This is a genomic window from Streptomyces nogalater (assembly GCF_039532885.1).
Taxonomy (GTDB): Bacteria; Actinomycetota; Actinomycetes; order Streptomycetales; family Streptomycetaceae; genus Streptomyces; species Streptomyces nogalater.
This window is the reverse complement of record NZ_BAAASM010000002.1, coordinates 498,759-520,554: the sequence shown is the minus strand read 5'-3', so window position 1 is coordinate 520,554 and position 21,796 is coordinate 498,759. Positions and strand designations below refer to the sequence as shown.

The window sequence follows — 21,796 nt, the reverse complement described above, 5'->3', positions numbered from 1 at the left end:
CGGGTGCCGCTGCTGACCCGCATCAGGGGACCGCGCGATCTGGACCGGCTCAGCCTGGAGGAGCTGGACCAGCTGGCAGAGGAGATCCGTACCTTCCTCGTCGACGCTGTCTCCAAGACCGGCGGCCACCTCGGTCCGAACCTCGGTGTGGTGGAGCTGACCATCGCCCTGCACCGGGTCTTCCACTCGCCCGAGGACAAGGTGCTGTGGGACACCGGCCACCAGTCCTACGTGCACAAGCTGCTCACCGGCCGGCAGGACTTCTCCCGGCTGAAGATGAAGGGCGGCCTGTCGGGCTACCCGGCGCAGGCCGAGTCCGAGCACGACGTCATCGAGAACAGCCACGCGTCGACCGTGCTCGGCTGGGCCGACGGCATCGCCAAGGCCAACCAGCTGCGCGAGCGGGACCACCACGTCGTCGCCGTCATCGGTGACGGCGCGCTCACCGGCGGCATGGCCTGGGAGGCGCTGAACAACATCGCCGAGGCCAAGGACCGCCCGCTCGTCATCGTCGTCAACGACAACGAGCGCTCCTACGCCCCGACCATCGGCGGCCTCGCCAACCACCTGGCGACCCTGCGCACCACCGACGGCTACGAGCGCTTCCTCGCCCGGACCAAGGACATCCTCGACCGCACCCCGGTCGTCGGCAAGCCGCTGTACGAGACGCTGCACGGCGCCAAGAAGGGGCTGAAGGACTTCATCGCCCCGCAGGGCATGTTCGAGGACCTGGGCCTGAAGTACGTCGGCCCGATCGACGGACACGACATCGAGGCGCTGGAGTCCGCGCTGGCCCGGGCCAAACGGTTCGGCGGCCCGGTGATCGTGCACTGCCTGACCGAGAAGGGCCGCGGCTACCAGCCCGCCCTCCAGGACGAGGCCGACCGCTTCCACGCCGTCGGCAGGATTCACCCGGACACCGGGCTGCCGATCACCTCCTCCGGCGCCGACTGGACCTCGGTCTTCGGCGAGGAGATGGTCAGGCTCGGCGAGGAGCGCGAGGACATCGTCGCGATCACCGCCGCCATGCTCCAGCCGGTCGGCCTGGACAAGTTCGCCAAGCGCTTCCCCGACCGGGTCTACGACGTCGGGATCGCCGAGCAGCACGGCGCCGTCTCCGCCGCGGGCCTCGCCTACGGCGGGCTGCACCCGGTCTTCGCCGTGTACGCCACCTTCCTCAACCGCGCCTTCGACCAGGTGCTCATGGACGTCGCCCTGCACAAGTGCGGAGTGACCTTCGTACTGGACCGGGCCGGGATCACCGGCACCGACGGCGCCTCGCACAACGGCATGTGGGACATGTCGATCCTCCAGGTGGTGCCCGGGCTGCGGCTGGCCGCGCCGCGCGACGCCGACCAGGTGCGGGCCCAGCTGCGCGAGGCCGTCGCCGTGGACGACGCGCCGACCGTGGTGCGCTTCTCCAAGGGCGCCGTCGGCCCCGCCGTACCCGCCGTGGGCCGGGTCGGCGGCATGGACGTGCTGCGCGAGGCCGGCACCGACCGGCCGGACGTGCTGCTGGTCTCCGTGGGCGCCCTCGCCCCGATGTGCCTGGAGATCGCCGCTCTGCTCGACAGGCAGGGCATCTCCACCACCGTGGTCGACCCGCGCTGGGTCAAGCCCGTGGACGAGGCCATGGCCCCGCTCGCCGAGCGGCACCGGGTCGTCGTCACCGTCGAGGACAACAGCCGGGTCGGCGGTGTCGGCTCCGCGATCGCCCAGGCCCTCAGGGACGCGGGCGTGGACGTGCCGCTGCGTGACTTCGGCATCCCGCCGCGCTTCCTCGACCACGCCTCCCGCGCCGAGGTCATGGCGGAGATCGGGCTGACCGCGCCCGACATCGCCCGCCAGGTCACCGGGCTGGTCGCCAAGCTCGACGGCCGGTTCGAGCGGTCGGCCGACACCGTGGACTCCGTGGAGCCCGCGCGCGACTAGCGTGCGCCCGGGTGCCCGACGGGCCGGTCCCGCCACCTCCCCCGGTGGCGGAACCGGCCCGTTTGGGTGAACCTGCCTGTGCCGGGGCAAACCGCACCACCGGCCCTCTCGATCATGTCGAGGCCGGCAAGCGTGGGAGGTGGTCTCGTGAGCAGCACGCTGTTCCGGACGAAGAACGTCGAGCAGTCCATCCAGGACACCGAGGAACCCGAGCACGCGCTCAAGAAGTCACTCTCCGCCCTGGACCTGACCGTCTTCGGCGTCGGAGTCATCATCGGCACCGGCATCTTCGTCCTCACCGGCACGGCGGCGAAGAACACCGCCGGTCCCGCGGTCTCGCTGTCCTTCGTCATGGCCGGTGCCGTCTGCGCGCTCGCCGCCCTCTGCTACGCCGAGTTCGCCTCCACGGTCCCGGTCGCGGGCTCCGCCTACACCTTCTCCTACGCCTCGCTCGGCGAGCTCCCCGCCTGGACCATCGGCTGGGACCTGGTGCTGGAGCTGGCGCTGGGCACGGCGGTGGTCGCGGTCGGCTGGTCCGGCTACATCCACTCGCTGCTCGACAACTGGGGCTGGCACCTGCCCGAGGCGCTCGGCGGCCGGGACGGCGCCACCGGCTTCGGCTTCGACATCCTCGCCGCCGCCCTCGTCCTGCTGCTCACCGCCATCCTCGTCGTCGGCATGAAGGTGTCCGCACGGGTCACCTCGGTGGTCGTCGGGATCAAGGTGGCCGTCGTCCTCGTCGTGATCATCGCGGGCGCCTTCTTCGTCCAGGGCGCGAACTACGACCCGTTCATCCCCGAGGAACAGCCCGCCGAGGCCGGAGGCAGCCTCAAGGCCCCCCTGGTCCAGCTGATGTTCGGGTGGGCCCCCTCGCACTTCGGGGTCATGGGTATCTTCACCGCCGCCTCCGTGGTCTTCTTCGCCTTCATAGGCTTCGACGTCGTCGCCACCGCCGCCGAGGAGACCCGCAATCCGCAGCGCGACGTCCCCCGCGGCATCCTGGGCTCCCTGGTCATCTGCACCGCCCTGTACGTGGCCGTGTCGATCGTCGTCACCGGCATGCAGAAGTACAGCTCGCTGTCCGTGGAGGCGCCCCTCGCCGACGCGTTCAAGACCACCGGGCACCCCTGGTTCGCCGGTCTGATCAGCTTCGGCGCCGCGATCGGGCTGACCACCGTGTGCATGATCCTGCTGCTCGGTCAGTCCCGGGTGTTCTTCGCGATGAGCCGTGACGGGCTGCTGCCCCGGTTCTTCTCCCAGACCCACCCCAGGTTCCGCACCCCCTACCGGTCGACCATCCTGCTCGGCGTCGTCATCGCGGTCGTGGCGGGCTTCACCAGCCTGAGCGAACTGGCCGAGCTCGTGAACATCGGCACCCTCTTCGCCTTCGCCGTGGTGGCGCTCAGCGTGATCATCCTGCGCCGCACCCGCCCCGACCTGCCCCGGGCCTTCCGCACCCCGCTGGTCCCGCTGGTCCCGGTGCTGTCGGTGCTCGCCTCGCTGTGGCTGATGCTGAACCTGCCCGCGGAGACCTGGCTGCGGTTCGCGGTCTGGATGCTGATCGGTTTCGCCGTCTACTTCGTCTACGGCCGCTCGCACAGCCGGCTCGCCCCGCGTGAGCACGCCGTGCCCGGCAAGGGCCCGCGCCCGCCCACCTGACCCCGGCGACACTCCCGGGCCCCGTATGTCCTTCGGCGCCCGGAGCCGACGGCCCGGATAACGTGCTGACCATGCTCGCCGCCCCGCTCGCCCCCACCCGGACCGCGATCACCCGGACGGCGTACTGGACGCGGCTGCTGCCCCTGCTGGCCGCGCTCGCCTGCGTCACCCGGCTCCCCTCCTTCGCCCGCCCGCTGTGGAACCCCGACGAGGGCTACCTCGCCGTCGAGGCCCGGCTGCTCGCCCACGGCGGCCGGCTCTACGAAACGGTGGTGGACCGCAAACCCCCGCTGCTGCCCTGGCTGTACGAGGCCGCGTTCGCGCTGTGCGGCTCCGGCTCGCTGACCCCGCTGCGGATCCTCGCCGTCCTCGCCCAGCTGCTCACCGCCGTCACGCTGGCCTCCCTGGCCCGCCGCCACTGGGGCGAGCGGGCCGGCCGCACCGCCGGGGTGCTGTACCTGCTGGTGTCGGTGGGGCTGAACCCGCAGGACACCCAGGCGGCCACCTTCGAGGTGTTCATGCTGCCCTGGACGGCCGCCGCCGTGTGGTGCGCGGACCGGGGACGCTGGGGCGCGGCCGGGACCGCCGTCGCCGCCGCGTTCCTGACCAAACAGACCGGCGGTGCGGTCCTGCTGCCGGTGCTCTGGCTGCTGTACCGGCGCGATGCCGCCCGCACGGGCCTGCCCCGGCTCGCGGCCGGATGCGCCGCGCCCGTGCTCGGCGCGGCGCTGCTGACGGACCCGGCCGGCTTCCTGTTCTGGACGGTGACCGGCTCCGCCGCCTACGCCACCGTCACCGGCTCGGGACTCCACGTCCTTGGCCGCGCCCTGGCCAACACCGGGCTCCTCGCGGCGGCCTCGGCGGGGCTGCTCCCGCCGATCGCGCGGGCCGTGCGCGGCGCCGGCGCCCGGGCGGCCGAGGCGTGGCTGTGGCTGTGGCTCGCCTCCTCGGCCGTCGCCGTGACCCTGGGCTGCCACTTCTTCGGCCACTACTATCTGCAACTCGTCCCGCCGCTCGCCCTGCTGGCCGCCGCCGCGCTGCACGCCCGGCCGGGGCGGCACCACCTGGCCGCCGTCCTCATCTCCGGCTGCGTCTGCGCCCTCTTCGTCGGCTGGGGTTTCCTCGCCCCGCGCGCCGAACTCGCGCACACCGAGCGGCTGGCGGCGGCCCTCGCCCAGCGCACGGCACCCGGCGACCGGATCCTGGTGTGGGGGATACACCCCGAGACGTACTGGCTGGCCGGCCGCGCCCCCGCCACCCGCTACCTCACCGCGGGCCTGCTCACCAACTACAGCGGCGGCCGGGACGGTTCCCGGGTCGGCGAGGCGTACGCCGTCCCCGGAGCCTGGCCCGTCTTCCGCCGCGAGCTGACCACGCGCGCCCCCGCCCTGATCGCCGACGACTCCCGCGGCAAGCCGTACGCCCCCGCCCGCCTGCCCACCCTGCGCCGCCTGCTCGCGAGCCGGTACACGGAGGTCGCCCGCGTGGACGGCGCGGTTCTGTACGCCCGCGCACCGAGCCCGCCCGGCACAGCGCCGTAGCCCGCCCGGCTCAGCCCAGGACCGTACGCGGCCCCGCCACCTGTGCGCCCAGTTCCGTCACCCGGCGGCGCAGCTCGCGGTCGGCGGTCACCACCAGGCGGGGTCGGCCGGGGCTGCCGGCGGCCAGTTCCACGATGCGGTCGTCCCCGCTGCCCGGCGCCGACTCCACCCGCACGCCCGGCACCGAGGCCACGCCCCGGGCCGCGCCCTCGACCACGAGCACGATCTCCACCGGCCCCGGGTGTCCGGGCAGGCCCTCGCCCGCCAGCCGGTCCCGCAGCCGCTCGGCCGCTCCTTGGCGGTCCTTCCACCAGCCGTCGGGCCGCGACCCGACGACGTTGGCGCCGTCCACGATGACGAGCGGCGGGGCGGGGGAGGGCGGGGCGTCGAAGGGACCGGTCATACCGCAAGGGTCCCATGCCCCGAGCCGGGGGCCGTGCCCCGTGGCCGGTCCGGGGCGGCTTAAAGTGAACCGGTGAACGGCGACTGGCTCCTTCGCGGCCGAGACGGCCGGCTCAGTGTGTACCAGCTGTCGGGCGACGCCGTCCTGTGCCGGGCGGAGCGCGGCCCCGGCGGCCCCTGGTCCGCCCCCCGCAGGATGGGCGGCGACCAGAAACTCCATCCCGTCCTGGCGGTCGGTCAGGGCGCGGACCGCTATGCCCACCTGGTCTCCTGGCGGCCCACCGTCAAGGGCGAATCCGGACTGGTGCACTCCACCCACTTCCGCCCGCACCTGGCCGCCCTGGACTGGCAGCCCATCGGCCACCCGGACAGGACCGGCGAGCGCACCGGCACCCCCGCGGTCACGGTCGACGCGCAGGGCCGCGCCCATGTGTTCGTCCGGAACAAGGCCGGCGGCGTGAGCATGCTCGGTCAGAAGGAGAAGGGCGGCTGGGGCCCCTGGCGGGACCTCAAGGGCAGCGAGGTGCACGACCAACTCGCCGCGGTCACCTCGGCGTCCGGCACGGTGGAGCTGTACGCGGCCGTTCCCGAGGGCCTGCTGCACTGGCGTCAGGACTCGCCGGGTGCCGTGCCCGTGCTCCAGGAGCCCCTGCGGACCCCCGTCCGTCCGGGCACCCTGCGCGCCCTTGCCACCTCCCCGCAGGGCACGACGGTCTTCTACACCGACACCGACGACACCCTGTGCGCCTGGCGGCCGGGCGGCAAGCCGGTCACACTGCTGCCCGCGGCGGGCCCCGGCCCGGTCTCGGCGGTCCGCTGCGACCTGGACGGGTACGACTGCACGCTGCTGGCGCAGCGGACGGCGAGCCGCCGGGTCGCCTTCGCCGCCTATCCCACCGAGGAGGAGTCGGCGGGGGCCTGGTGGACCGAGTCGGGCCCCGAACTGCCGTTGGACGCGCTGGTGTCCCTCACGACGGACGAGACCGGCCGGGTGGTGGCGGCCACGCTGTCACCCTCGACGGGACAGCTCCTGCTGACCCGCCGCAAGGACGAGCCGGGACTCGCCCTGGAGGCCTGGCGGCGGTTCTGACCATGCGGAAGGGCCCCCGCCGAGGCGGGGGCCCCTCACCTGTCCTACGGGGTTACGCCGGGACGCTCGCCACGCCCGGGGCGAGGAACTTCTTGCCGTTCACGCGCTCGGAGACACCCTCGCGGTCCAGGTACGGCGTGATGCCGCCCAGGTGGAAGGGCCAGCCGGCGCCCGTGATCAGGCACAGGTCGATGTCCTGGGCCTCGGCGACGACGCCCTCGTCGAGCATGAGCCCGATCTCCTGCGCCACCGCGTCCAGCACCCGCGCCCGCACCTGCTCCTCGGTCAGCACGACATCGCCCTGCTTGAGCAGCGCGGCGACCTCCGGGTCCAGCTCCGGCTTGCCGCTGTCGTAGACGTAGAAGCCGCGCTTGCCCGCCTCCACGACCGCCTTGAGGTTCGGGGAGACCTTGAAGCGGTCCGGGAACGCGCCGTGCAGCGTCTCGGAGACGTGCAGGCCGATCGCCGGGCCGACCAGCTCCAGCAGCACCAGCGGGGACATCGGCAGACCGAGCGGCTCGACGGCCTTCTCGGCGATCTCGACCGGGGTGCCCTCGTCGATGACGTTCTGGATCTCGCCCATGAAGCGGGTCAGGATGCGGTTCACGACGAACGCCGGGGCGTCCTTGACCAGCACCGCGGTCTTCTTCAGCTTCTTGGCGACGGCGAACGCGGTCGCGAGGGAGGCGTCGTCCGTCTTCTCGCCGCGGACGATCTCCAGCAGCGGCAGCACCGCGACCGGGTTGAAGAAGTGGAAGCCGACGACCCGCTCGGGGTGCTTCAGCTTCGACGCCATCTCGCTCACGGACAGCGAGGAGGTGTTGGTGGCGAGGATCGCGTGCGCCGGGGCGACCGCCTCGACCTCCGCGAACACCTGCTGCTTGACGCCGATCTCCTCGAACACGGCCTCGATGACGAAGTCCGCGTCCGCGAAGCCCTCGGCCTTGTCCAGGACACCGGTGACCAGCGCCTTGAGGCGGTTGGCCTTGTCCTGGTTGATACGGCCCTTGCCGAGCAGCTTGTCGATCTCGGCGTGGACGTAGCCCACGCCCTTGTCGACGCGCTCCTGGTCGATGTCGGTCAGCACGACCGGCACCTCCAGGCGGCGCAGGAACAGCAGGGCGAGCTGCGAGGCCATCAGACCGGCGCCGACGACACCGACCTTGGTGACCGGGCGGGCCAGGTTCTTGTCCGGGGCGCCGGCGGGACGCTTGCCGCGCTTCTGGACGAGGTTGAACGCGTAGATCCCGGCGCGCAGTTCACCGCCCATGATCAGGTCGGCGAGGGCCTGGTCCTCGGCGTCGAAGCCCTGCTGGAGGTCGCCGTTCTTGGCGGCGGCGATGATGTCCAGGGCGCGGTAGGCGGCCGGGGCCGCGCCGTGCACCTTGCCGTCGGCGATGAACCGGCCCTTGGCGACGGCCTGGTCCCAGGCCTCACCGCGGTCGATCGCCGGGCGCTCCACGGTGATGTCGCCCTTGAGGACCTGCGCCGTCCAGAGCAGGGACTGCTCCAGGAAGTCGGCGCCCTCGAAGATCGCGTCGGCGATCCCGAGCTCGAAGACCTGCTTGCCCTTGAGCTGCCTGTTCTGGTTCAGCGAGTTCTCGATGATGACCGAGACGGCCTTCTCGGCGCCGATCAGGTTCGGCAGCAGGGTGCAGCCGCCCCAGCCGGGGACCAGGCCGAGGAAGACCTCGGGCAGCGAGAACGCCGGGATCGCCTTGGAGACGGTCCGGTAAGAGCAGTGCAGACCGACCTCGACGCCGCCGCCCATGGCCGCGCCGTTGTAGTACGCGAAGGTCGGCACGGCCAGCTTCGACAGCCGCTTGAAGACCTCGTGGCCGCCCTTGCCGATGGCGAGGGCGTGCTCGTGCTCCTTCAGCAGCTCGACGCCCTTGAGGTCGGCGCCGACGGCGAAGATGAACGGCTTGCCGGTGATGCCGACGCCGACGATCGCGCCCTCGGCCGCCTCCTTCTCGACCTGGTCGATGGCGGCGTTCAGGTTCGCCAGCGAGGCCGGGCCGAAGGTGGTCGGCTTGGTGTGGTCCAGGCCGTTGTCCAGCGTGATCAGCGCGAACCGGCCCGCCCCGAAGGGCAGGTCGAAGTGGCGTACGTGCGCGCTGGTGACGACCTCGTCGGGGAACAGGTCCGAGGCCTGCTTCAAAAGCTCGGCGGTGGTGCTCACTTGTCCCCCTCGAAGTGCGGGTTCTCCCAGATGACCGTCGCGCCCATGCCGAAGCCGACGCACATGGTGGTCAGGCCGTAGCGGACGTGCGGCTGCTCCTCGAACTGGCGGGCCAGCTGCGTCATCAGCCGGACGCCGGAGGAGGCCAGCGGGTGACCGAAGGCGATGGCGCCGCCGTACTGGTTGACGCGCGCGTCGTCGTCGGCGATGCCGTAGTGCTCCAGGAAGGCCAGCACCTGGACGGCGAAGGCCTCGTTGATCTCGAACAGGCCGATGTCGGAGATGCTCAGGCCCGCCTTGGCGAGCGCCTTCTCCGTGGCCGGGATCGGGCCGTAGCCCATGACCTCCGGCTCGACGCCCGCGAAGGCGTAGGACACCAGGCGCATCTTGACCGGCAGGCCGTTCTCGCGGGCGAAGTCCTCGCTCGCGATGACCGACGCGGTGGCGCCGTCGTTCAGACCGGCCGCGTTGCCCGCGGTGACCCGGCCGTGCACACGGAACGGCGTCTTCAGGTTCGCCAGGTTCTCCAGCGTGGTGCCCGGGCGCATCGGCTCGTCGGCGGTGACCAGGCCCCAGCCGGTCTCGCCGCCCTCCGGGTTGGTGCGGCGCACCGAGATCGGCACCAGGTCGGCCTGGATCTTGCCGTTGGCGTACGCCTTGGCGGCCTTCTCCTGCGAACGCACCGCGTACTCGTCGGCGCGCAGCTTGGTGATCGACGGGTACCGGTCGTGCAGGTTCTCCGCGGTCATGCCCATGAACAGGGCCGACTCGTCGACCAGCTTCTCGCTCACGAACCGCGGGTTGGGGTCGACGCCCTCGCCCATCGGGTGCCGGCCCATGTGCTCGACGCCACCGGCGATGACGGCGTCGTAGGCGCCGAACGCGATGGAACCGGCGGTGGTGGTCACGGCGGTCAGCGCGCCGGCGCACATGCGGTCGATCGAGTAACCGGGCACGGACTGCGGCAGACCGGCGAGGATGCCGGCCGTGCGGCCGAGCGTGAGCCCCTGGTCGCCGATCTGCGTGGTCGCGGCGATGGCGACCTCGTCGATCTTCTTCGGGTCCAGGCCGGGGTTGCGGCGCAGCAGCTCCCGGATCGCCTTCACGACAAGGTCGTCGGCGCGGGTCTCGTGGTAGATGCCCTTCGGGCCCGCCTTGCCGAACGGGGTGCGGACGCCGTCGACGAAGACGACGTCCCTGACGGTACGAGGCACGATGGCTCTCCTCCAGATGCGGGGTGGCACTGCTGCGTTGCGCTGAGCGCGCGCTCAGCCCCATGCTACTTATGGGTAACGTAGCTGCACAGCCCTGTACGGGGGAGCGGTGAACGTCACACCTTCGAGGGAGCCGTCGAACGCCTCGGCACCGGCACCGGCGCGGGCACCGGGAAGCCCGGGATCGCCACAAGGGCGTTCGGATCTTGGCCTGATTTCGACCCTCCTGCCCTACGGCGACGCGCCGGACGCCCGGGGCTCAGCGTGAGTCCGTGGTGCGTTCGCGTTCCCCCAGCAAGAGCCAGATCACCACCGACAGCACCGCGCACACGACGGCGCTCGCCCACAGCACCGTCTGCCAGGCGTCGGTGAGGCCGTGGGTCACCATGGCGGTGAAGCCGGGCCGCACGGGGGCGGGCAACCCGGCGAGCGGGCCGGCCAGATCCCCGGCGTTGACGCTGTTGGCGAGGGCGCCCGACCCGCCGTCGTACGACGGGAACTTCTTCAGCCCCGTGTCGAAGGGCTGTCGTACGAGGTTCACGAGGGCGGCACTCGCGGCGGCGATCGCCAGGGCCTCGCTGCCGAGCCGCAGGGTGTTGAGGAAGCCCGCGGCCGCGCCGGTGGTCTCCGGCGCCACGACGTCCAGGACCGCTCCGTCCACCAGCCCGAAGTTGAGGCCCAGCCCGACCCCCAGGGTGATCAGGGGACCGGCCAGCGACCCCGGCGTCACCCCCGGTTCGAGCGTGGCGGCGAGCCATCCCACCCCCACGGTCAGACACAGCAGACTCAGCCCGAACACGCCCCGGAGCGCCAGCCCGCGGCGCAGCAACCAGGTCGCCAGCAAGGGTGCCGGCAGGATCGGCAGCGTCATCAGCAGCATGACGCCGCCCGCCGAGCGACCGGAGTAACCGCCGGTCACCACCAAGTAGTTGGGAAGCAGGGGCAGCAGGATCACGAACGACAAGGTGGCCACGACGGGGATCAGGCACAGTGCCACGAACCGGCCGTTGCGCAGCAGACCCAGATCCAGCATCGGGTGCCGTACCCGCCACTCCACCAGCGCGAAGGCCGCCAGCAGCACCACCGAGCCGGCCAGCAGGCCCAGCACTTCGGCACTGCCCCAGCCCCGTTGCGGCCCCTCGACCGTGCCGAGCATCAGAAGGAACAGCCCGCCGGAGAAGGTGGCGGTACCGGCCCAGTCGACCCCGGCCGGGCGGGGGCCGCCCGTGTGACCTGTCCGAGCCGTACGGCGGCCCCGGACGGCGCGGTCGCCCGCGTCACCCCGTGGCAGGAGGGGCACCGTGCACCACACCAGGGCCATGAGCACCGCGTGCAGTCCGAAGAAGGCGCGCCAGCCGAGGGTGTCGGTCACCGCCCCGGCCGCCATCGCCCCGAGCGCGAGCCCGGCGCCCGTCGTGATGCCGACCGCCCCGAACGCGCGGCCGCGCGCCCTGCCGTCGAACGTCTCACCGATCAGGGAACTGCCGCTGGTCAGCAGCGCGGCCGCGCCGACCCCGGCCAGGGCGCGCGCCAGGTCGAGCACCAGGATGCCGTGGGCCACCGCGCTCACCGCGGACGCCACCGTGAACAGCGCGGCACCCCCGCCGAACACCCTCCGCCTGCCCCAGCGGTCGGCCAGCGAACCGCAGGCCAGCAGAAAGCTGGCGAAGGTGAGGTTGTAACCGTGTACCACCCATTGCAGCGCCGCCAGCGACGCGCCGCTCTCCCGCCCGATGGCCGGCAGCGCCACCCCCGAGCCGGTCACCGACGTCGGCAGTACCAGCAGGGCCAGGAGGACCGCGACCAGTACGGCCGCCGCTCCCCGTCGCCCGTCGGTCCGCCGGGGCAGTGTGTCCTGTGCCGTGCTCATACCGTCGGCACCGATCCGACGAGGCCGCCGTCGACGACCAGATCCTGACCGGTGACGTACGCGGCGTCATCGGAGGCCAGGAAGGCGACCGCCGCCGCGACGTCGTCGGGGTGACCGAGCGAACCCAGCGGCACCGTGGCCGAGTCGCGGGCTTCGGCGTCCGGATCGGGGTTCGCCTCGCGCCACATCGCCGTGTCGATGTAACCGGGGCTGACGGAGTTGACGCGGATACCGCGAGCCGCCAGGTCGGAGCCCATGGTGCGGGCGAGGTTGTGCACCGCCGCCTTGCCGGCCGAGTAGACCGATGCGACGGAAAGCCCGCGATGCAGGGTCCAGGAGGCGTTGATGACGACGGCGCCACCGCGCGGCATCAGCCGCAGCGCCTTCTGCACCGTGAAGAAGACGCCCTTGAAGTTGACGTCGACGGTCCGGTCGAAGTCCTCCTCGGTGATCTCCGCGGTCGGCTTGAAAACGCCGGTCCCGGCATTGGCGAACACCACGTCCAGCGTGCCGCGCCAGGTCTCGATCCGGCGCATCAGCGCGTCGAGGTCGGACAGGGAGGCCACATCGGCCCGGACGGCCAGCACCCGGTCGTCCACCGCGTCCAGCCGGGCCACCGCCGCGTCCAGGCGAGCCTGGTCACGGCCGGTGATGACGACGTAGGCGCCCTCGTCCAGGAGCCGTCGCGCCGTGGCGAGCCCCATGCCGCTGGTCCCGCCGGTGATCAGAGCCGTCTTGTTCGTGAATCGCTGCATGGCAGTGATCTTCGGGCGGCGCGCACGGTCCCGGCAGTGTCGCCTGAGCCTGGGTCTGTCACCACCACCTTCGGCGCGGCGAAGGGCCGCCCGGCCGCGGGTCCGCTTACGAGGCAGGGGCCGATGACCAGGCGGGAACGGCAGACTCCGCGTCCGCTGTCTTCAGCAGGCCGGCCAGGCGGCTCTCGGTCGGCGTCCCCTCCGCCGGGGTGTACAGCAGCAGACGCGTGCCGGGCAGATCGGACACGGGCAGCATCGTGTAGTCGAACGTCAGCTCCCCCGCGCCGGGGTGCCTGAGCGACTTGATTCCCTCGGTCGCGGCTCCCACCGGGTGTTCCGCCCAGACCGCGGCGAACGCGGGACTGGCGGCGCACATGTCCTCCGCCAGCCGCCCGAACTCCGGATCGTCCGGATAGCGCGCGGCGTCCGCACGGAACTGGCCGACGATCTGCCGCGCCGCGTCCTCCCAGCCGCACAGCGAGGAGCGGAAGTACGCGCTGGTGAAGAAGCTGACCAGACAGCTGTGCGCCGTCTCCCCGTAGCCGAAGACCAGCCGGGCGGCCCGATTCACGGCGATCAGCCTCCAGTGCCGGTCGATGACGTACGCCGGCCGTGGCAGCCAGCCGTCGACGACCCGGCGGATCCCGGCCGGTACCGCCCGCTCGGCGGGCCGGGCCTGCGGTGGGTTCAGCCCGGCCAGCAGGTACAGGTGCTCACGCTCGGCGGTGTCCAGTCGCAGCACGCGGGCGACGGCGTCCAGGACGTCGGCCGACACATTGATGTCGCGCCCCTGTTCCAGCCACGTGTACCAGGAGACCCCGACCCCCGCGAGCACCGCGACCTCCTCGCGCCGCAGCCCCGGCGTACGGCGCCCGGTCCCGGCCGCCATTCCCACGTCCGCGGGGGTCAGGCGCGCGCGCCGCGAGCGGAGGAACGCCCGTATCTCCGCGCTGCGCCGCTCGCGGGCCTCGGCCGACAGCTTGGCGATCTCCACGCGCCTAGGCCCCCTTGGTCACCAGCGCGTCCACCAGTACCGGTGTCACCAGCTCGATCTGCCACGGGCGCGCGCCGTACCCGGCCAGCGCGGCCTCCACGGAGGCGGCGTCGACCACCTTCGGCGGCTCCCAGCAGAGCCTGCGCACGGTGTCCGGGGATATGACGTTCTCCTGCGGCATGGCGAGCCGTTCGGCGAGGGAGGACACCCCGGCCCGCGCGGCGGACAGCCGGGCCGCGGCGGCCGGGTCCTTGTCGGCCCACGCGCGGGGCGGCGGCGGCCCCGCCACCGGCTGCCCCGGCTGCGGCAGCGCGGTCTCGGGCAGCGCCTTGGCCCGGTCCACCGCCGCCTGCCACTGCTCCAGCTGCCGCCGGCCCATCCGGTGCCCGAAGCCGTTCAGCGCGGCGAGGGCGTGCACATTGCCCGGCAGGGCGAGCGCGGCCTCCACGATGGCCGCGTCGCTGAGCACCTTGCCCGGGGAGACGTCCCGGCGCTGGGCGATCCGGTCCCGGGTCTGCCACAGCTCCCGGACCACGGCGAGCTGCCGGCGGCGGCGCACCTTGTGCATCCCGGACGTACGGCGCCAGGGGTCCTTGCGGGGCTCGGGCGGCGGCGCCGTCGCGATCGCGTCGAATTCCTGGAGGGCCCACTCCAGCTTGCCCTGCCGGTCCAGCTCCTTCTCCAGGGCGTCCCGCAGGTCGACGAGCAGCTCGACGTCGAGCGCGGCGTAGCGCAGCCACGGCTCGGGCAGCGGGCGGGTCGACCAGTCGACGGCGGAGTGGCCCTTCTCCAGGACGTAGCCGAGGACGCCCTCGACCATGGCGCCGAGGCCGACCCGGGGGAAGCCGGCCAGCCGCCCGGCCAGCTCGGTGTCGAACAGACGGGCCGGGACCATGCCTATCTCGCGCAGGCAGGGCAGGTCCTGGGTGGCCGCGTGCAGCACCCACTCGGCGTCGGACAGGGCCGCGCCGAGTCCGGACAGGTCGGGGCAGGCGACGGGGTCGATGAGCGCGGTCCCGGCGCCCTCACGGCGCAGCTGCACCAGGTAGGCGCGCTGGCCGTAGCGGTAGCCGGAGGCGCGCTCGGCGTCCACGGCGACCGGGCCGGAGCCGGCGGCGAAGGCGGCCGTCACCCGGGCGAGGCCCGCCTCGTCGGCGATCACGGGCGGAATGCCCTCGCGCGGTTCGAGCAACGGAGTCGGCGCCCCCGTCACAGAAGATCCGGCGTCGTCCGGAGGAGTGCCTCCGGTGGTGCGCAGGGAGCTGTCTGCTGCGGTGTCTTGGGCGTCGGTCACCTGTCAAGGGTATCCGTGCGCGCACAGCGTCCGTCGACGGAACGTTCCGTCGACGGACGCGGCAGGGGCGTAAACCGGTCAGCGGCGGGCGGGGTCCGGTTCGCGCGAGTGAACGGGGATTGCGCCGAAGGGGGCATCCGGTGGGCCCGGCGGATGATCCCGGTGCGGTGGGTTCAGTGGACGATTCCGGTGCGGTGGGTTCAGTGGATGATCCCGGTGCGCAGGGCGACGGCCACCATGCCGGCCCGGTCGCCGGTGCCCAGCTTGCGGGCGATACGGGCCAGATGGCTCTTGACGGTGAGGGCGGACAGGCCCATGGACACGCCGATCGCCTTGTTCGACTGGCCCTCCGCGACCAGCCGCAGCACCTCGACCTCGCGTCCGGACAGCTCCCGGTAGCCGCCCGGGTGGCTCGGGGCACCCGGGGGGCGGCGGTGCATACGGGCGGCGGCGCCGAGGGGAGCGGCACCGGGACGGGTGGGGAGCCCGATGTTGGTGCGGGTGCCGGTGACGACGTAGCCCTTGACGCCGCCGGCCAGCGCGTTGCGGACCGCGCCGATGTCGTCGGCGGCGGACAGCGCCAGTCCGTTGGGCCAGCCGGCGGCCCGGGTCTCGGACAGCAGGGTGAGGCCGGAGCCGTCGGGGAGGTGGACGTCGGCGACGCAGATGTCGCGCGGGTTGCCGATGCGGGGACGAGCCTCCGCGATGGACGAGGCTTCGATGACATCGCGCACGCCGAGCGCCCACAGATGGCGGGTGACGGTGGAGCGGACGCGCGGGTCGGCCACGACCACCATGGCGGTCGGCTTGTTCGGGCGGTAGGCGACCAGGCTTGCGGGTTGCTCAAGGAGAACGGACACCAGGCCTCCTGGGTGGGGGACGGGGCCGGCTTGTGGGGATGAAGCCGGGACGAACCGTGCTTTCAAGGTCACAGTCGTCTTCGGCAGCAAACTCGTCCGCCTTTAGGGAGTGATCACGATCTAGTGAGTAACAATCCGTGCAATTCGGACACGCGATCGATCATCCGAAGATCGAGTCGGTTCGAGCGAGTGCGATTCGAGTACGGAAAGTGGCCGTATCGACAAAGAGATGGTCAACACGGCGTTTCACGACGACCCCTCGGCGGCAGCGCGGATTCTCGCCGTCCCCCTCGGCGGGGACCGCGCGTTCTCCTCCCGGCGGCTTCTCCTCGGGCGCCCGCTCAGCGGGACTGCGGGCCCCGGCGCTGCGGCAGGGTCACCACCGACGCGTCCCCGGGACCGGCCGGCGGCAGGCCCGCGACCTGCGCCAGCAGATCGCACCAGGAGGTCAGGTGCGCGGCGGTGTCCGGCACCCCGCCCAGACCCTCACGGGGCGTCCAGGAGGCGCGGATCTCGATCTGCGAGGCGGCGGGCCGCTCCGCCAGCCCGCCGAAATAGTGCGAGCCCGCCCGCGTGATCGTGCCGCTCGGCTCGCCGTAGGCCAGTCCGCGCGCCTGAAGCGCCCCGGTCAGCCACGACCAGCACACCTCCGGCAGCAGCGGATCGGCCGCCATCTCCGGCTCCAGCTCCGCCCGCACCAGCGTCACCAGCCGGAACGTGCCCTGCCACGCGTCGTGCCCGTCCGGGTCGTGCAGCAGCACCAGGCGTCCGTCGGCCAGCTCCTGCTCGCCGTCGACCACCACCGCCTCCAGCGCGTACGCGAACGGGGCGAGCCGCTGCGGCGCGGGTGTCGGCTCCACCTCGACCTGCGGCCGCGGCCGCGCCGCCCGCAGCGCGTCGACCGCGGCCCGGAACGCCGGCGGCAGCCCGCCGCCCGCCCGCGCCTGAGCGGTGTCCTCCGCGTCGTCCATTCCGTCAGCGCCGTCCGACAGTCGTCCCTGAGCCGCAGCCATGCGGGGAAGAGTAAGGGGAAGCGGGGCTTCGTGCAGGGCAAGACACCCCGCGCCACCGGTCACCGGTGTCGTGCGAGACTTGCCCCGTGACCGCCAACGACACCTTCACGGGCCAGGGGCCCGCAGCCACGTACGACAGCGCGTTCCTCAAGGCGTGCCGGCGCGAACCCGTGCCGCACACCCCCGTGTGGTTCATGCGCCAGGCCGGCCGCTCCCTGCCCGAGTACCGCAAGGTCCGCGAGGGCGTCCCCATGCTGGAGTCCTGCATGCGGCCCGAGCTGGTCACCGAGATCACGCTCCAGCCGGTGCGCCGGCACGACGTGGACGCGGCGATCTACTTCAGCGACATCGTCGTCCCGCTGAAGGCCATCGGCATCGACCTGGACATCAAGCCCGGCGTCGGCCCGGTCGTCGAACAGCCCATCCGCACCCGCGCCGACCTGGCCCGGCTGCGCGACCTCGCCCCCGAGGACGTGCCGTACGTCACCGAGGCCATCGGCCTGCTCACCCGCGAGCTGGGCGCCACCCCGCTGATCGGCTTCGCGGGCGCGCCGTTCACCCTCGCGAGCTATCTGGTCGAGGGCGGCCCCTCGCGCACGTACGAGAACGCCAAGGCGATGATGTACGGCGACCCCGGGCTGTGGGCCGACCTGCTGGACCGGCTCGCCGACATCACGGCCGCCTTCCTGAAGGTGCAGATCGAGGCCGGCGCCAGTGCCGTCCAGCTCTTCGACTCCTGGGCCGGCGCGCTGGCCCCGGCGGACTACCGGCGCTCGGTCATGCCTGCCTCCGCGAAGGTCTTCGACGCGGTCGCCGGGTACGGCGTCCCGCGCATCCACTTCGGCGTCGGCACCGGCGAGCTGCTGAAGCTCCTGGGCGAGGCCGGCGCGGACGTCGTCGGCGTCGACTGGCGCGTCCCGCTGGACGAGGCCGCCCGCCGCGTCGGCCCCGGCAAGGCGCTCCAGGGCAACCTGGACCCGACCGTGCTGTTCACCGACAAGGACACCGTCGAGGCCAAGGCCCAGGAGGTGCTGGACGCCGCCGCCGGTCTGGAGGGGCACGTCTTCAACCTCGGTCACGGCGTCATGCCCAACACCGACCCGGACGCGCTGACCCGGCTCGTGGAGTACGTCCACACCGCGACCGCGCGCTGACTCACCAGGTGTGACGGGGCCGCGCGCGCCTGCCGAACAGCAGGCCGGGCGGCTCCGGCGGCGGTGGCGTGCCGGGCTTGAGCGGCCAGGCGAGCAGCATGCCCGCCACGAAGCCGACGACATGCGCCGCGTACGCCACCGTGCCCGCGCCGGACACCCCGTGCCCGGAGGAGTACACCGCCTGGAGCCCGAACCAGAACCCGAGCACCAGCCAGGCGGGCAGCCGCAGCGGCAGGAACACCAGGAACGGCACCAGCACCCACACCCGGGCCCGCGGATACAGCACCAGATAGGCGCCGAGCACCCCGGCGATCGCCCCGGAGGCGCCGATCAGCGGGTCGGCGGAGGCGTCGTTGAGCAGCGCGAAGCCGTACCCGGCCGCGTAGCCGCACACCACGTAGAAGAGGAAGAAACGGATGTGGCCCATCCGGTCCTCGACGTTGTTGCCGAAGATCAGCAGGAACAGCATGTTCCCCAGCAGGTGCGGCCAGCCGCCGTGCAGGAACATCGCCGTGAACACCGACAGCGGCGGCGACTTGTCGTAAGCCGGTGGCGCCACCACACAGCCCGGCCCCTGCGGGCCCACGCCGACGTCCCCGGTCGGCACCAGCCGGGGCAGCTGATCGTGGATCAGCTCCCGGGGGACCGCCGCGTAATGGTTCAGGAACGCCTGGAGATCGCACAGTTGCGCCAGCCTGGTGCCGCCGGTCACGGAACCGGCCATGCCGGGCGTGATGACGAACACCAGCACGTTGGCGGCGATGAGCGCGTACGTCACCCAGGGGGTGCGGCGCGCCGGGTTCACATCATGGACGGGGATGACCACACCCAAGTAGTGCCCGCGATCCGGCCCGCCTATCAGCGCGGCCGCCGCAGGTCAGCCCGAGCGCACCTTCGAGGCGGCCTTCCGCGCGGCCACCAGCACCGGGTCCCACACCGGTGAGAACGGCGGGGCGTAGCCCAGGTCCAGGGCCGTCATCTCCTCCACCGTCATCCGCGCCGTCAGCGCCACCGCCGCGATGTCCACCCGCTTCGCCGCCCCCTCCCGGCCGACGATCTGCACGCCCAGCAGCCGTCCGGTACGGGCCTCGGCGAGCATCTTCACCGTCATGGGGGCGGCCCCCGGGTAGTAGCCGGCGCGGCTGGTCGACTCGATGGTGACCGTCTCGAACCGCAGGCCCGCCCGGCGGGCGTCCTTCTCCCGCAGGCCGGTGCGGGCGATCTCCAGGTCGCACACCTTGCTCACCGCCGTGCCGACGACACCGGGGAAGGTGGCGTAGCCGCCGCCCGCGTTGGTGCCGATGACCTGGCCGTGCTTGTTGGCGTGGGTGCCGAGCGGAACGTACTGCTCCTGCCCGGAGACCAGGTTCAGCACCTCCACGCAGTCGCCGCCCGCCCAGATGTCCTCCTGCCCGCGCACCCGCATCGCCAGGTCGGTGAGCAGCCCGCCGTGGGCGCCGAGCGGCAGCCCGGCCGCGCGGGCGAGGGCGGTCTCCGGGCGGACGCCGATGCCCAGGATCACCACGTCCGCCGGGTACTCGGCGTCCCGCGTGGCCACCGCCCGCACCCGGCCGTCCTCGCCGGTCGGCAGCTCGGTCACCTCGGCGTCGTTGACCATGGTGATGCCGAGGCCCTCCATGGCCCGGTGCACCAGCCGGCCCATGTCCGGATCCAGCGTCGACATCGGCTCCCGGCCCCGGTTGACCACCGTCACCTCGAAGCCCCGGCGGATCAGCGCCTCGGCCATCTCCACGCCGATGTAGCCGGCGCCCACGACCACGGCCCTGCGGCCCCGCGTGCCCGCCAGGGTGTCCAGCAGCGCCTGGCCGTCGTCCAGCGTCTGCACGCCGTGCACCCCGGGGGCGTCCGCGCCGGGCAGGTCCGGGCGGACCGGCCGGGCGCCGGTGGCGATGACCAGCTTGTCGTACGACGTCCAGGACTCGGTGCCGGAATCGAGGTCACGCGCGCGTACCCGCTGCCCGGCGACGTCGATCTCCGTGACCTCCGTGCGCATCCGCAGATCGATGTCCCGCGCGCGGTGCTCCTCGGCCGTCCGCGCGATCAGCCGCTCCCGCTCCGGTACCTGGCCGCCCACCCAGTACGGGATGCCGCACGCCGAGAAGGAGGTGAAGTGGCCGCGCTCGAACGCCACGATCTCCAGCTCCCCGGGCCCGCGCAGCCGCCGCGCCTGCGACGCCGCGGACATACCCGCGGCGTCACCTCCGATCACGACCAGCCGTTGTCCGCCACCACCGATGCTCATGGGAACACGCTACGGGGCACGGCCCGTTCGGTCCCCGTCACCCCCGCCGCCGGTCCCGATGCGGTCACGCTCCGGGCCCCGGGCGGAGTGTCAGTGGGGTCTGAGAGAGTGGAGGACATGAGCACAACGGGTAGGGGCCTGGGGCACGTCGTCGTCATCGGGGCCGGCATCGCCGGGCTGGCCGCCGCGCACCGGCTGCTGGGGCGCGGCGCGCGCGTGACGGTGCTGGAGGCCGGCGACCGGGTCGGCGGCAAGCTGCTGCCCGGCGAGATCGCCGGCGCCCGGGTCGACCTCGGCGCCGAGTCCATGCTGGCCCGCCGCCCGGAGGCGGTGGCCCTCGCGCGCGAGGCGGGCCTCGGCGAGGCGCTCCAGCCGCCGGCCACTGCGACCGCCTCGATCTGGACCCGGGGCGCCCTGCGGCCCATGCCCAAGGGCCATGTGATGGGCGTGCCCGGCACCGCCGCCGCGCTCTCCGGCGTCCTCTCCGCCGAGGGCCTGGCCCGCATCGAGCGCGACGCCGACCTGCCCCGCACCGAGACCGGCGACGACGTGGCCGTGGGCGAGTACGTGGCGGCCCGGCTCGGCCGCGAGGTCGTCGACCGCCTGGTGGAACCGCTGCTGGGCGGGGTGTACGCGGGTGACGCCTACCGCATCTCGATGCGCTCGGCCGTCCCGCAGCTCTTCGAGGCCGCCCGCGCCCACACCTCCCTCACCGAGGGCGTCCGCGAGATCCAGGCGAAGACCGCCGCGCAGCAGCGGACCGGGCCGGTCTTCATGGGCATCGCCGGCGGCATCGGACGGCTGCCGCTCGCGGTCGCCGAGTCGGTGCGCGCCCGCGGCGGCGAGATCCTGACCGGCACCCCCGCCCGCGCACTGCGCCGCGAGCCGGACGGCTGGCGGATCACCGCGGGAGAGAGCGTGCTGCGCGCCGACGCGGTCGTGGTCGCCGTACCCGCCCCGGCCGCCGCCCGGCTGCTGCGCGCCGAGTCCCCAGGGGCCGCCGCCGAGCTGGCCGCCGTCGAGTACGCCTCCATGGCCCTGGTCACCCTCGCCTACCGGCGTGCCGACGCGTGCCTGCCCGAGGGCAGCGGCTTCCTCGTGCCGCCCGTCGACGGCCGCACCATCAAGGCGTCCACCTTCGCCTCCCACAAATGGGGCTGGATCGCCGAGGAGGACCCGGACGTGGTGGTGCTGCGCACCTCCGTGGGCCGCTACGGCGAGACGGAGATCCTCGGCCGGGACGACGCCGGCCTGGTGGAGGTCTCCCGGCACGACCTGCGGGAGGCCACCGGCCTGGACGCCGTTCCCCTGGAGACCAGGGTCACCCGCTGGACCGACGGCCTGCCCCAGTACCCCGTCGGGCACCACGCGCGCGTGGCCCGCGTCCGCGAGCACGTCGCGAAGCTGCCGGGCCTCGCCGTGTGCGGCGCCCTGTACGACGGCGTCGGCATCCCGGCGTGCATCGCGAGCGCCTACGCCGCGGTGGACCAGTTGGCGGGCGACCGGGCGGGAGTCCGGGAGCTGACGGCCAACCCGGTGCAGAGCCTGCACGGCGGAGCGGGAGAATAGGGAA

At 73.0% G+C, this 21,796-nt stretch carries 17 protein-coding genes; 6 read left to right on the top strand and 11 right to left on the bottom strand.

Annotated elements, in window-relative coordinates; genetic code table 11:
• The first annotated feature begins 3 nt into the window (after window positions 1–3).
• The 3 genes from dxs to ABD350_RS04245 all read left to right on the top strand — a co-directional run bounded on the left by dxs (window position 4) and on the right by ABD350_RS04245 (window position 5,132).
• Window positions 4–1,932, top strand: coding sequence for a 1-deoxy-D-xylulose-5-phosphate synthase (dxs, locus tag ABD350_RS04255; protein ID WP_344346322.1), 1,929 nt, complete (start codon window positions 4–6; stop codon window positions 1,930–1,932).
• A gap of 147 nt (window positions 1,933–2,079) precedes the next feature.
• The gene (locus ABD350_RS04250; protein ID WP_344346321.1) at window positions 2,080–3,591 is read left to right on the top strand and encodes an amino acid permease; all 1,512 of its coding nucleotides are present in this window, start codon (window positions 2,080–2,082) and stop codon (window positions 3,589–3,591) included.
• Between the two features lie 71 nt (window positions 3,592–3,662).
• Window positions 3,663–5,132 carry an ArnT family glycosyltransferase gene (locus ABD350_RS04245; RefSeq protein ID WP_344346320.1) on the top strand — a complete coding sequence of 490 codons (1,470 nt, stop codon included), beginning with the start codon at window positions 3,663–3,665 and terminating at the stop codon, window positions 5,130–5,132.
• A 10-nt stretch (window positions 5,133–5,142) separates the two neighbouring features.
• On the opposite strand, the gene ABD350_RS04240 is transcribed toward ABD350_RS04245, so the two are convergent.
• Window positions 5,143–5,535, bottom strand: a complete 393-nt coding sequence (locus tag ABD350_RS04240) for a PIN domain-containing protein (RefSeq protein WP_344346319.1) — start codon at window positions 5,533–5,535, stop codon at window positions 5,143–5,145.
• Window positions 5,536–5,607: 72 nt separating this feature from the next.
• Here ABD350_RS04240 and ABD350_RS04235 point away from each other — a divergent pair, with 72 nt between their 5' ends.
• Window positions 5,608–6,624 carry a DUF8189 domain-containing protein gene (locus ABD350_RS04235; RefSeq protein ID WP_344346318.1) on the top strand — a complete coding sequence of 339 codons (1,017 nt, stop codon included), beginning with the start codon at window positions 5,608–5,610 and terminating at the stop codon, window positions 6,622–6,624.
• Between the two features lie 52 nt (window positions 6,625–6,676).
• On the opposite strand, the gene ABD350_RS04230 is transcribed toward ABD350_RS04235, so the two are convergent.
• The 8 genes from ABD350_RS04230 to ABD350_RS04195 all read right to left on the bottom strand — a co-directional run bounded on the left by ABD350_RS04230 (window position 6,677) and on the right by ABD350_RS04195 (window position 16,806).
• Window positions 6,677–8,806 carry a 3-hydroxyacyl-CoA dehydrogenase NAD-binding domain-containing protein gene (locus ABD350_RS04230; protein WP_344346317.1) on the bottom strand — a complete coding sequence of 710 codons (2,130 nt, stop codon included), beginning with the start codon at window positions 8,804–8,806 and terminating at the stop codon, window positions 6,677–6,679.
• Window positions 8,803–10,020 (bottom strand): thiolase family protein, encoded by a 1,218-nt coding sequence (locus ABD350_RS04225; protein WP_344346316.1) that lies wholly within the window; start codon window positions 10,018–10,020, stop codon window positions 8,803–8,805. Before ABD350_RS04225 ends, ABD350_RS04230 begins: the two co-directional genes overlap by 4 nt.
• A 259-nt stretch (window positions 10,021–10,279) precedes the next feature.
• The gene (locus ABD350_RS04220; RefSeq protein WP_344346315.1) at window positions 10,280–11,890 is read right to left on the bottom strand and encodes an MFS transporter; all 1,611 of its coding nucleotides are present in this window, start codon (window positions 11,888–11,890) and stop codon (window positions 10,280–10,282) included.
• Window positions 11,887–12,645: an SDR family NAD(P)-dependent oxidoreductase gene (locus ABD350_RS04215; protein ID WP_344346314.1), complete on the bottom strand. Its 759-nt coding sequence runs from the start codon at window positions 12,643–12,645 to the stop codon at window positions 11,887–11,889. Before ABD350_RS04215 ends, ABD350_RS04220 begins: the two co-directional genes overlap by 4 nt.
• Window positions 12,646–12,751: 106 nt before the next feature.
• A complete protein-coding gene (locus ABD350_RS04210; protein ID WP_344346313.1) occupies window positions 12,752–13,639 on the bottom strand; it encodes a helix-turn-helix transcriptional regulator in 888 nt (295 codons plus the stop codon).
• A gap of 4 nt (window positions 13,640–13,643) precedes the next feature.
• Window positions 13,644–14,933 carry a ribonuclease D gene (locus tag ABD350_RS04205; RefSeq protein ID WP_344346312.1) on the bottom strand — a complete coding sequence of 430 codons (1,290 nt, stop codon included), beginning with the start codon at window positions 14,931–14,933 and terminating at the stop codon, window positions 13,644–13,646.
• Window positions 14,934–15,133: 200 nt separating this feature from the next.
• Window positions 15,134–15,793 (bottom strand): response regulator transcription factor, encoded by a 660-nt coding sequence (locus ABD350_RS04200; RefSeq protein WP_030777669.1) that lies wholly within the window; start codon window positions 15,791–15,793, stop codon window positions 15,134–15,136.
• A gap of 341 nt (window positions 15,794–16,134) precedes the next feature.
• A complete protein-coding gene (locus tag ABD350_RS04195) occupies window positions 16,135–16,806 on the bottom strand; it encodes a DUF3000 domain-containing protein (protein ID WP_344346310.1) in 672 nt (223 codons plus the stop codon).
• Between the two features lie 86 nt (window positions 16,807–16,892).
• Here ABD350_RS04195 and hemE point away from each other — a divergent pair, with 86 nt between their 5' ends.
• Window positions 16,893–17,960, top strand: a complete 1,068-nt coding sequence (gene hemE, locus ABD350_RS04190) for a uroporphyrinogen decarboxylase (RefSeq protein WP_344346309.1) — start codon at window positions 16,893–16,895, stop codon at window positions 17,958–17,960.
• A 1-nt stretch (window position 17,961) separates the two neighbouring features.
• Here hemE and ABD350_RS04185 read toward each other — a convergent pair whose 3' ends face one another.
• Window positions 17,962–18,786, bottom strand: a complete 825-nt coding sequence (locus ABD350_RS04185; protein ID WP_344346308.1) for a rhomboid family intramembrane serine protease — start codon at window positions 18,784–18,786, stop codon at window positions 17,962–17,964.
• A gap of 51 nt (window positions 18,787–18,837) precedes the next feature.
• Window positions 18,838–20,223 carry an FAD-dependent oxidoreductase gene (locus tag ABD350_RS04180; protein WP_344346307.1) on the bottom strand — a complete coding sequence of 462 codons (1,386 nt, stop codon included), beginning with the start codon at window positions 20,221–20,223 and terminating at the stop codon, window positions 18,838–18,840.
• Between the two features lie 117 nt (window positions 20,224–20,340).
• Between ABD350_RS04180 and hemG the strand changes: the two genes are divergently transcribed.
• Window positions 20,341–21,792, top strand: a complete 1,452-nt coding sequence (gene hemG / locus ABD350_RS04175; RefSeq protein ID WP_344346306.1) for a protoporphyrinogen oxidase — start codon at window positions 20,341–20,343, stop codon at window positions 21,790–21,792.
• The last annotated feature ends 4 nt before the right edge of the window (window positions 21,793–21,796 follow it).

What these genes read in the sequence shown, in the direction of transcription:
- ABD350_RS04220 (WP_344346315.1), bottom strand. Translation starts at nt 11,890, where the DNA reads ATGAGCACGGCACAGGACACACTGCCCCGGCGGACCGACGGGCGACGG.
- ABD350_RS04245 (WP_344346320.1), top strand. Translation starts at nt 3,663, where the DNA reads ATGCTCGCCGCCCCGCTCGCCCCCACCCGGACCGCGATCACCCGGACG.
- ABD350_RS04215 (WP_344346314.1), bottom strand. Translation starts at nt 12,645, where the DNA reads ATGCAGCGATTCACGAACAAGACGGCTCTGATCACCGGCGGGACCAGC.
- hemG (WP_344346306.1), top strand. Translation starts at nt 20,341, where the DNA reads ATGAGCACAACGGGTAGGGGCCTGGGGCACGTCGTCGTCATCGGGGCC.
- ABD350_RS04240 (WP_344346319.1), bottom strand. Translation starts at nt 5,535, where the DNA reads ATGACCGGTCCCTTCGACGCCCCGCCCTCCCCCGCCCCGCCGCTCGTC.
- ABD350_RS04180 (WP_344346307.1), bottom strand. Translation starts at nt 20,223, where the DNA reads ATGAGCATCGGTGGTGGCGGACAACGGCTGGTCGTGATCGGAGGTGAC.
- ABD350_RS04195 (WP_344346310.1), bottom strand. Translation starts at nt 16,806, where the DNA reads ATGGCTGCGGCTCAGGGACGACTGTCGGACGGCGCTGACGGAATGGAC.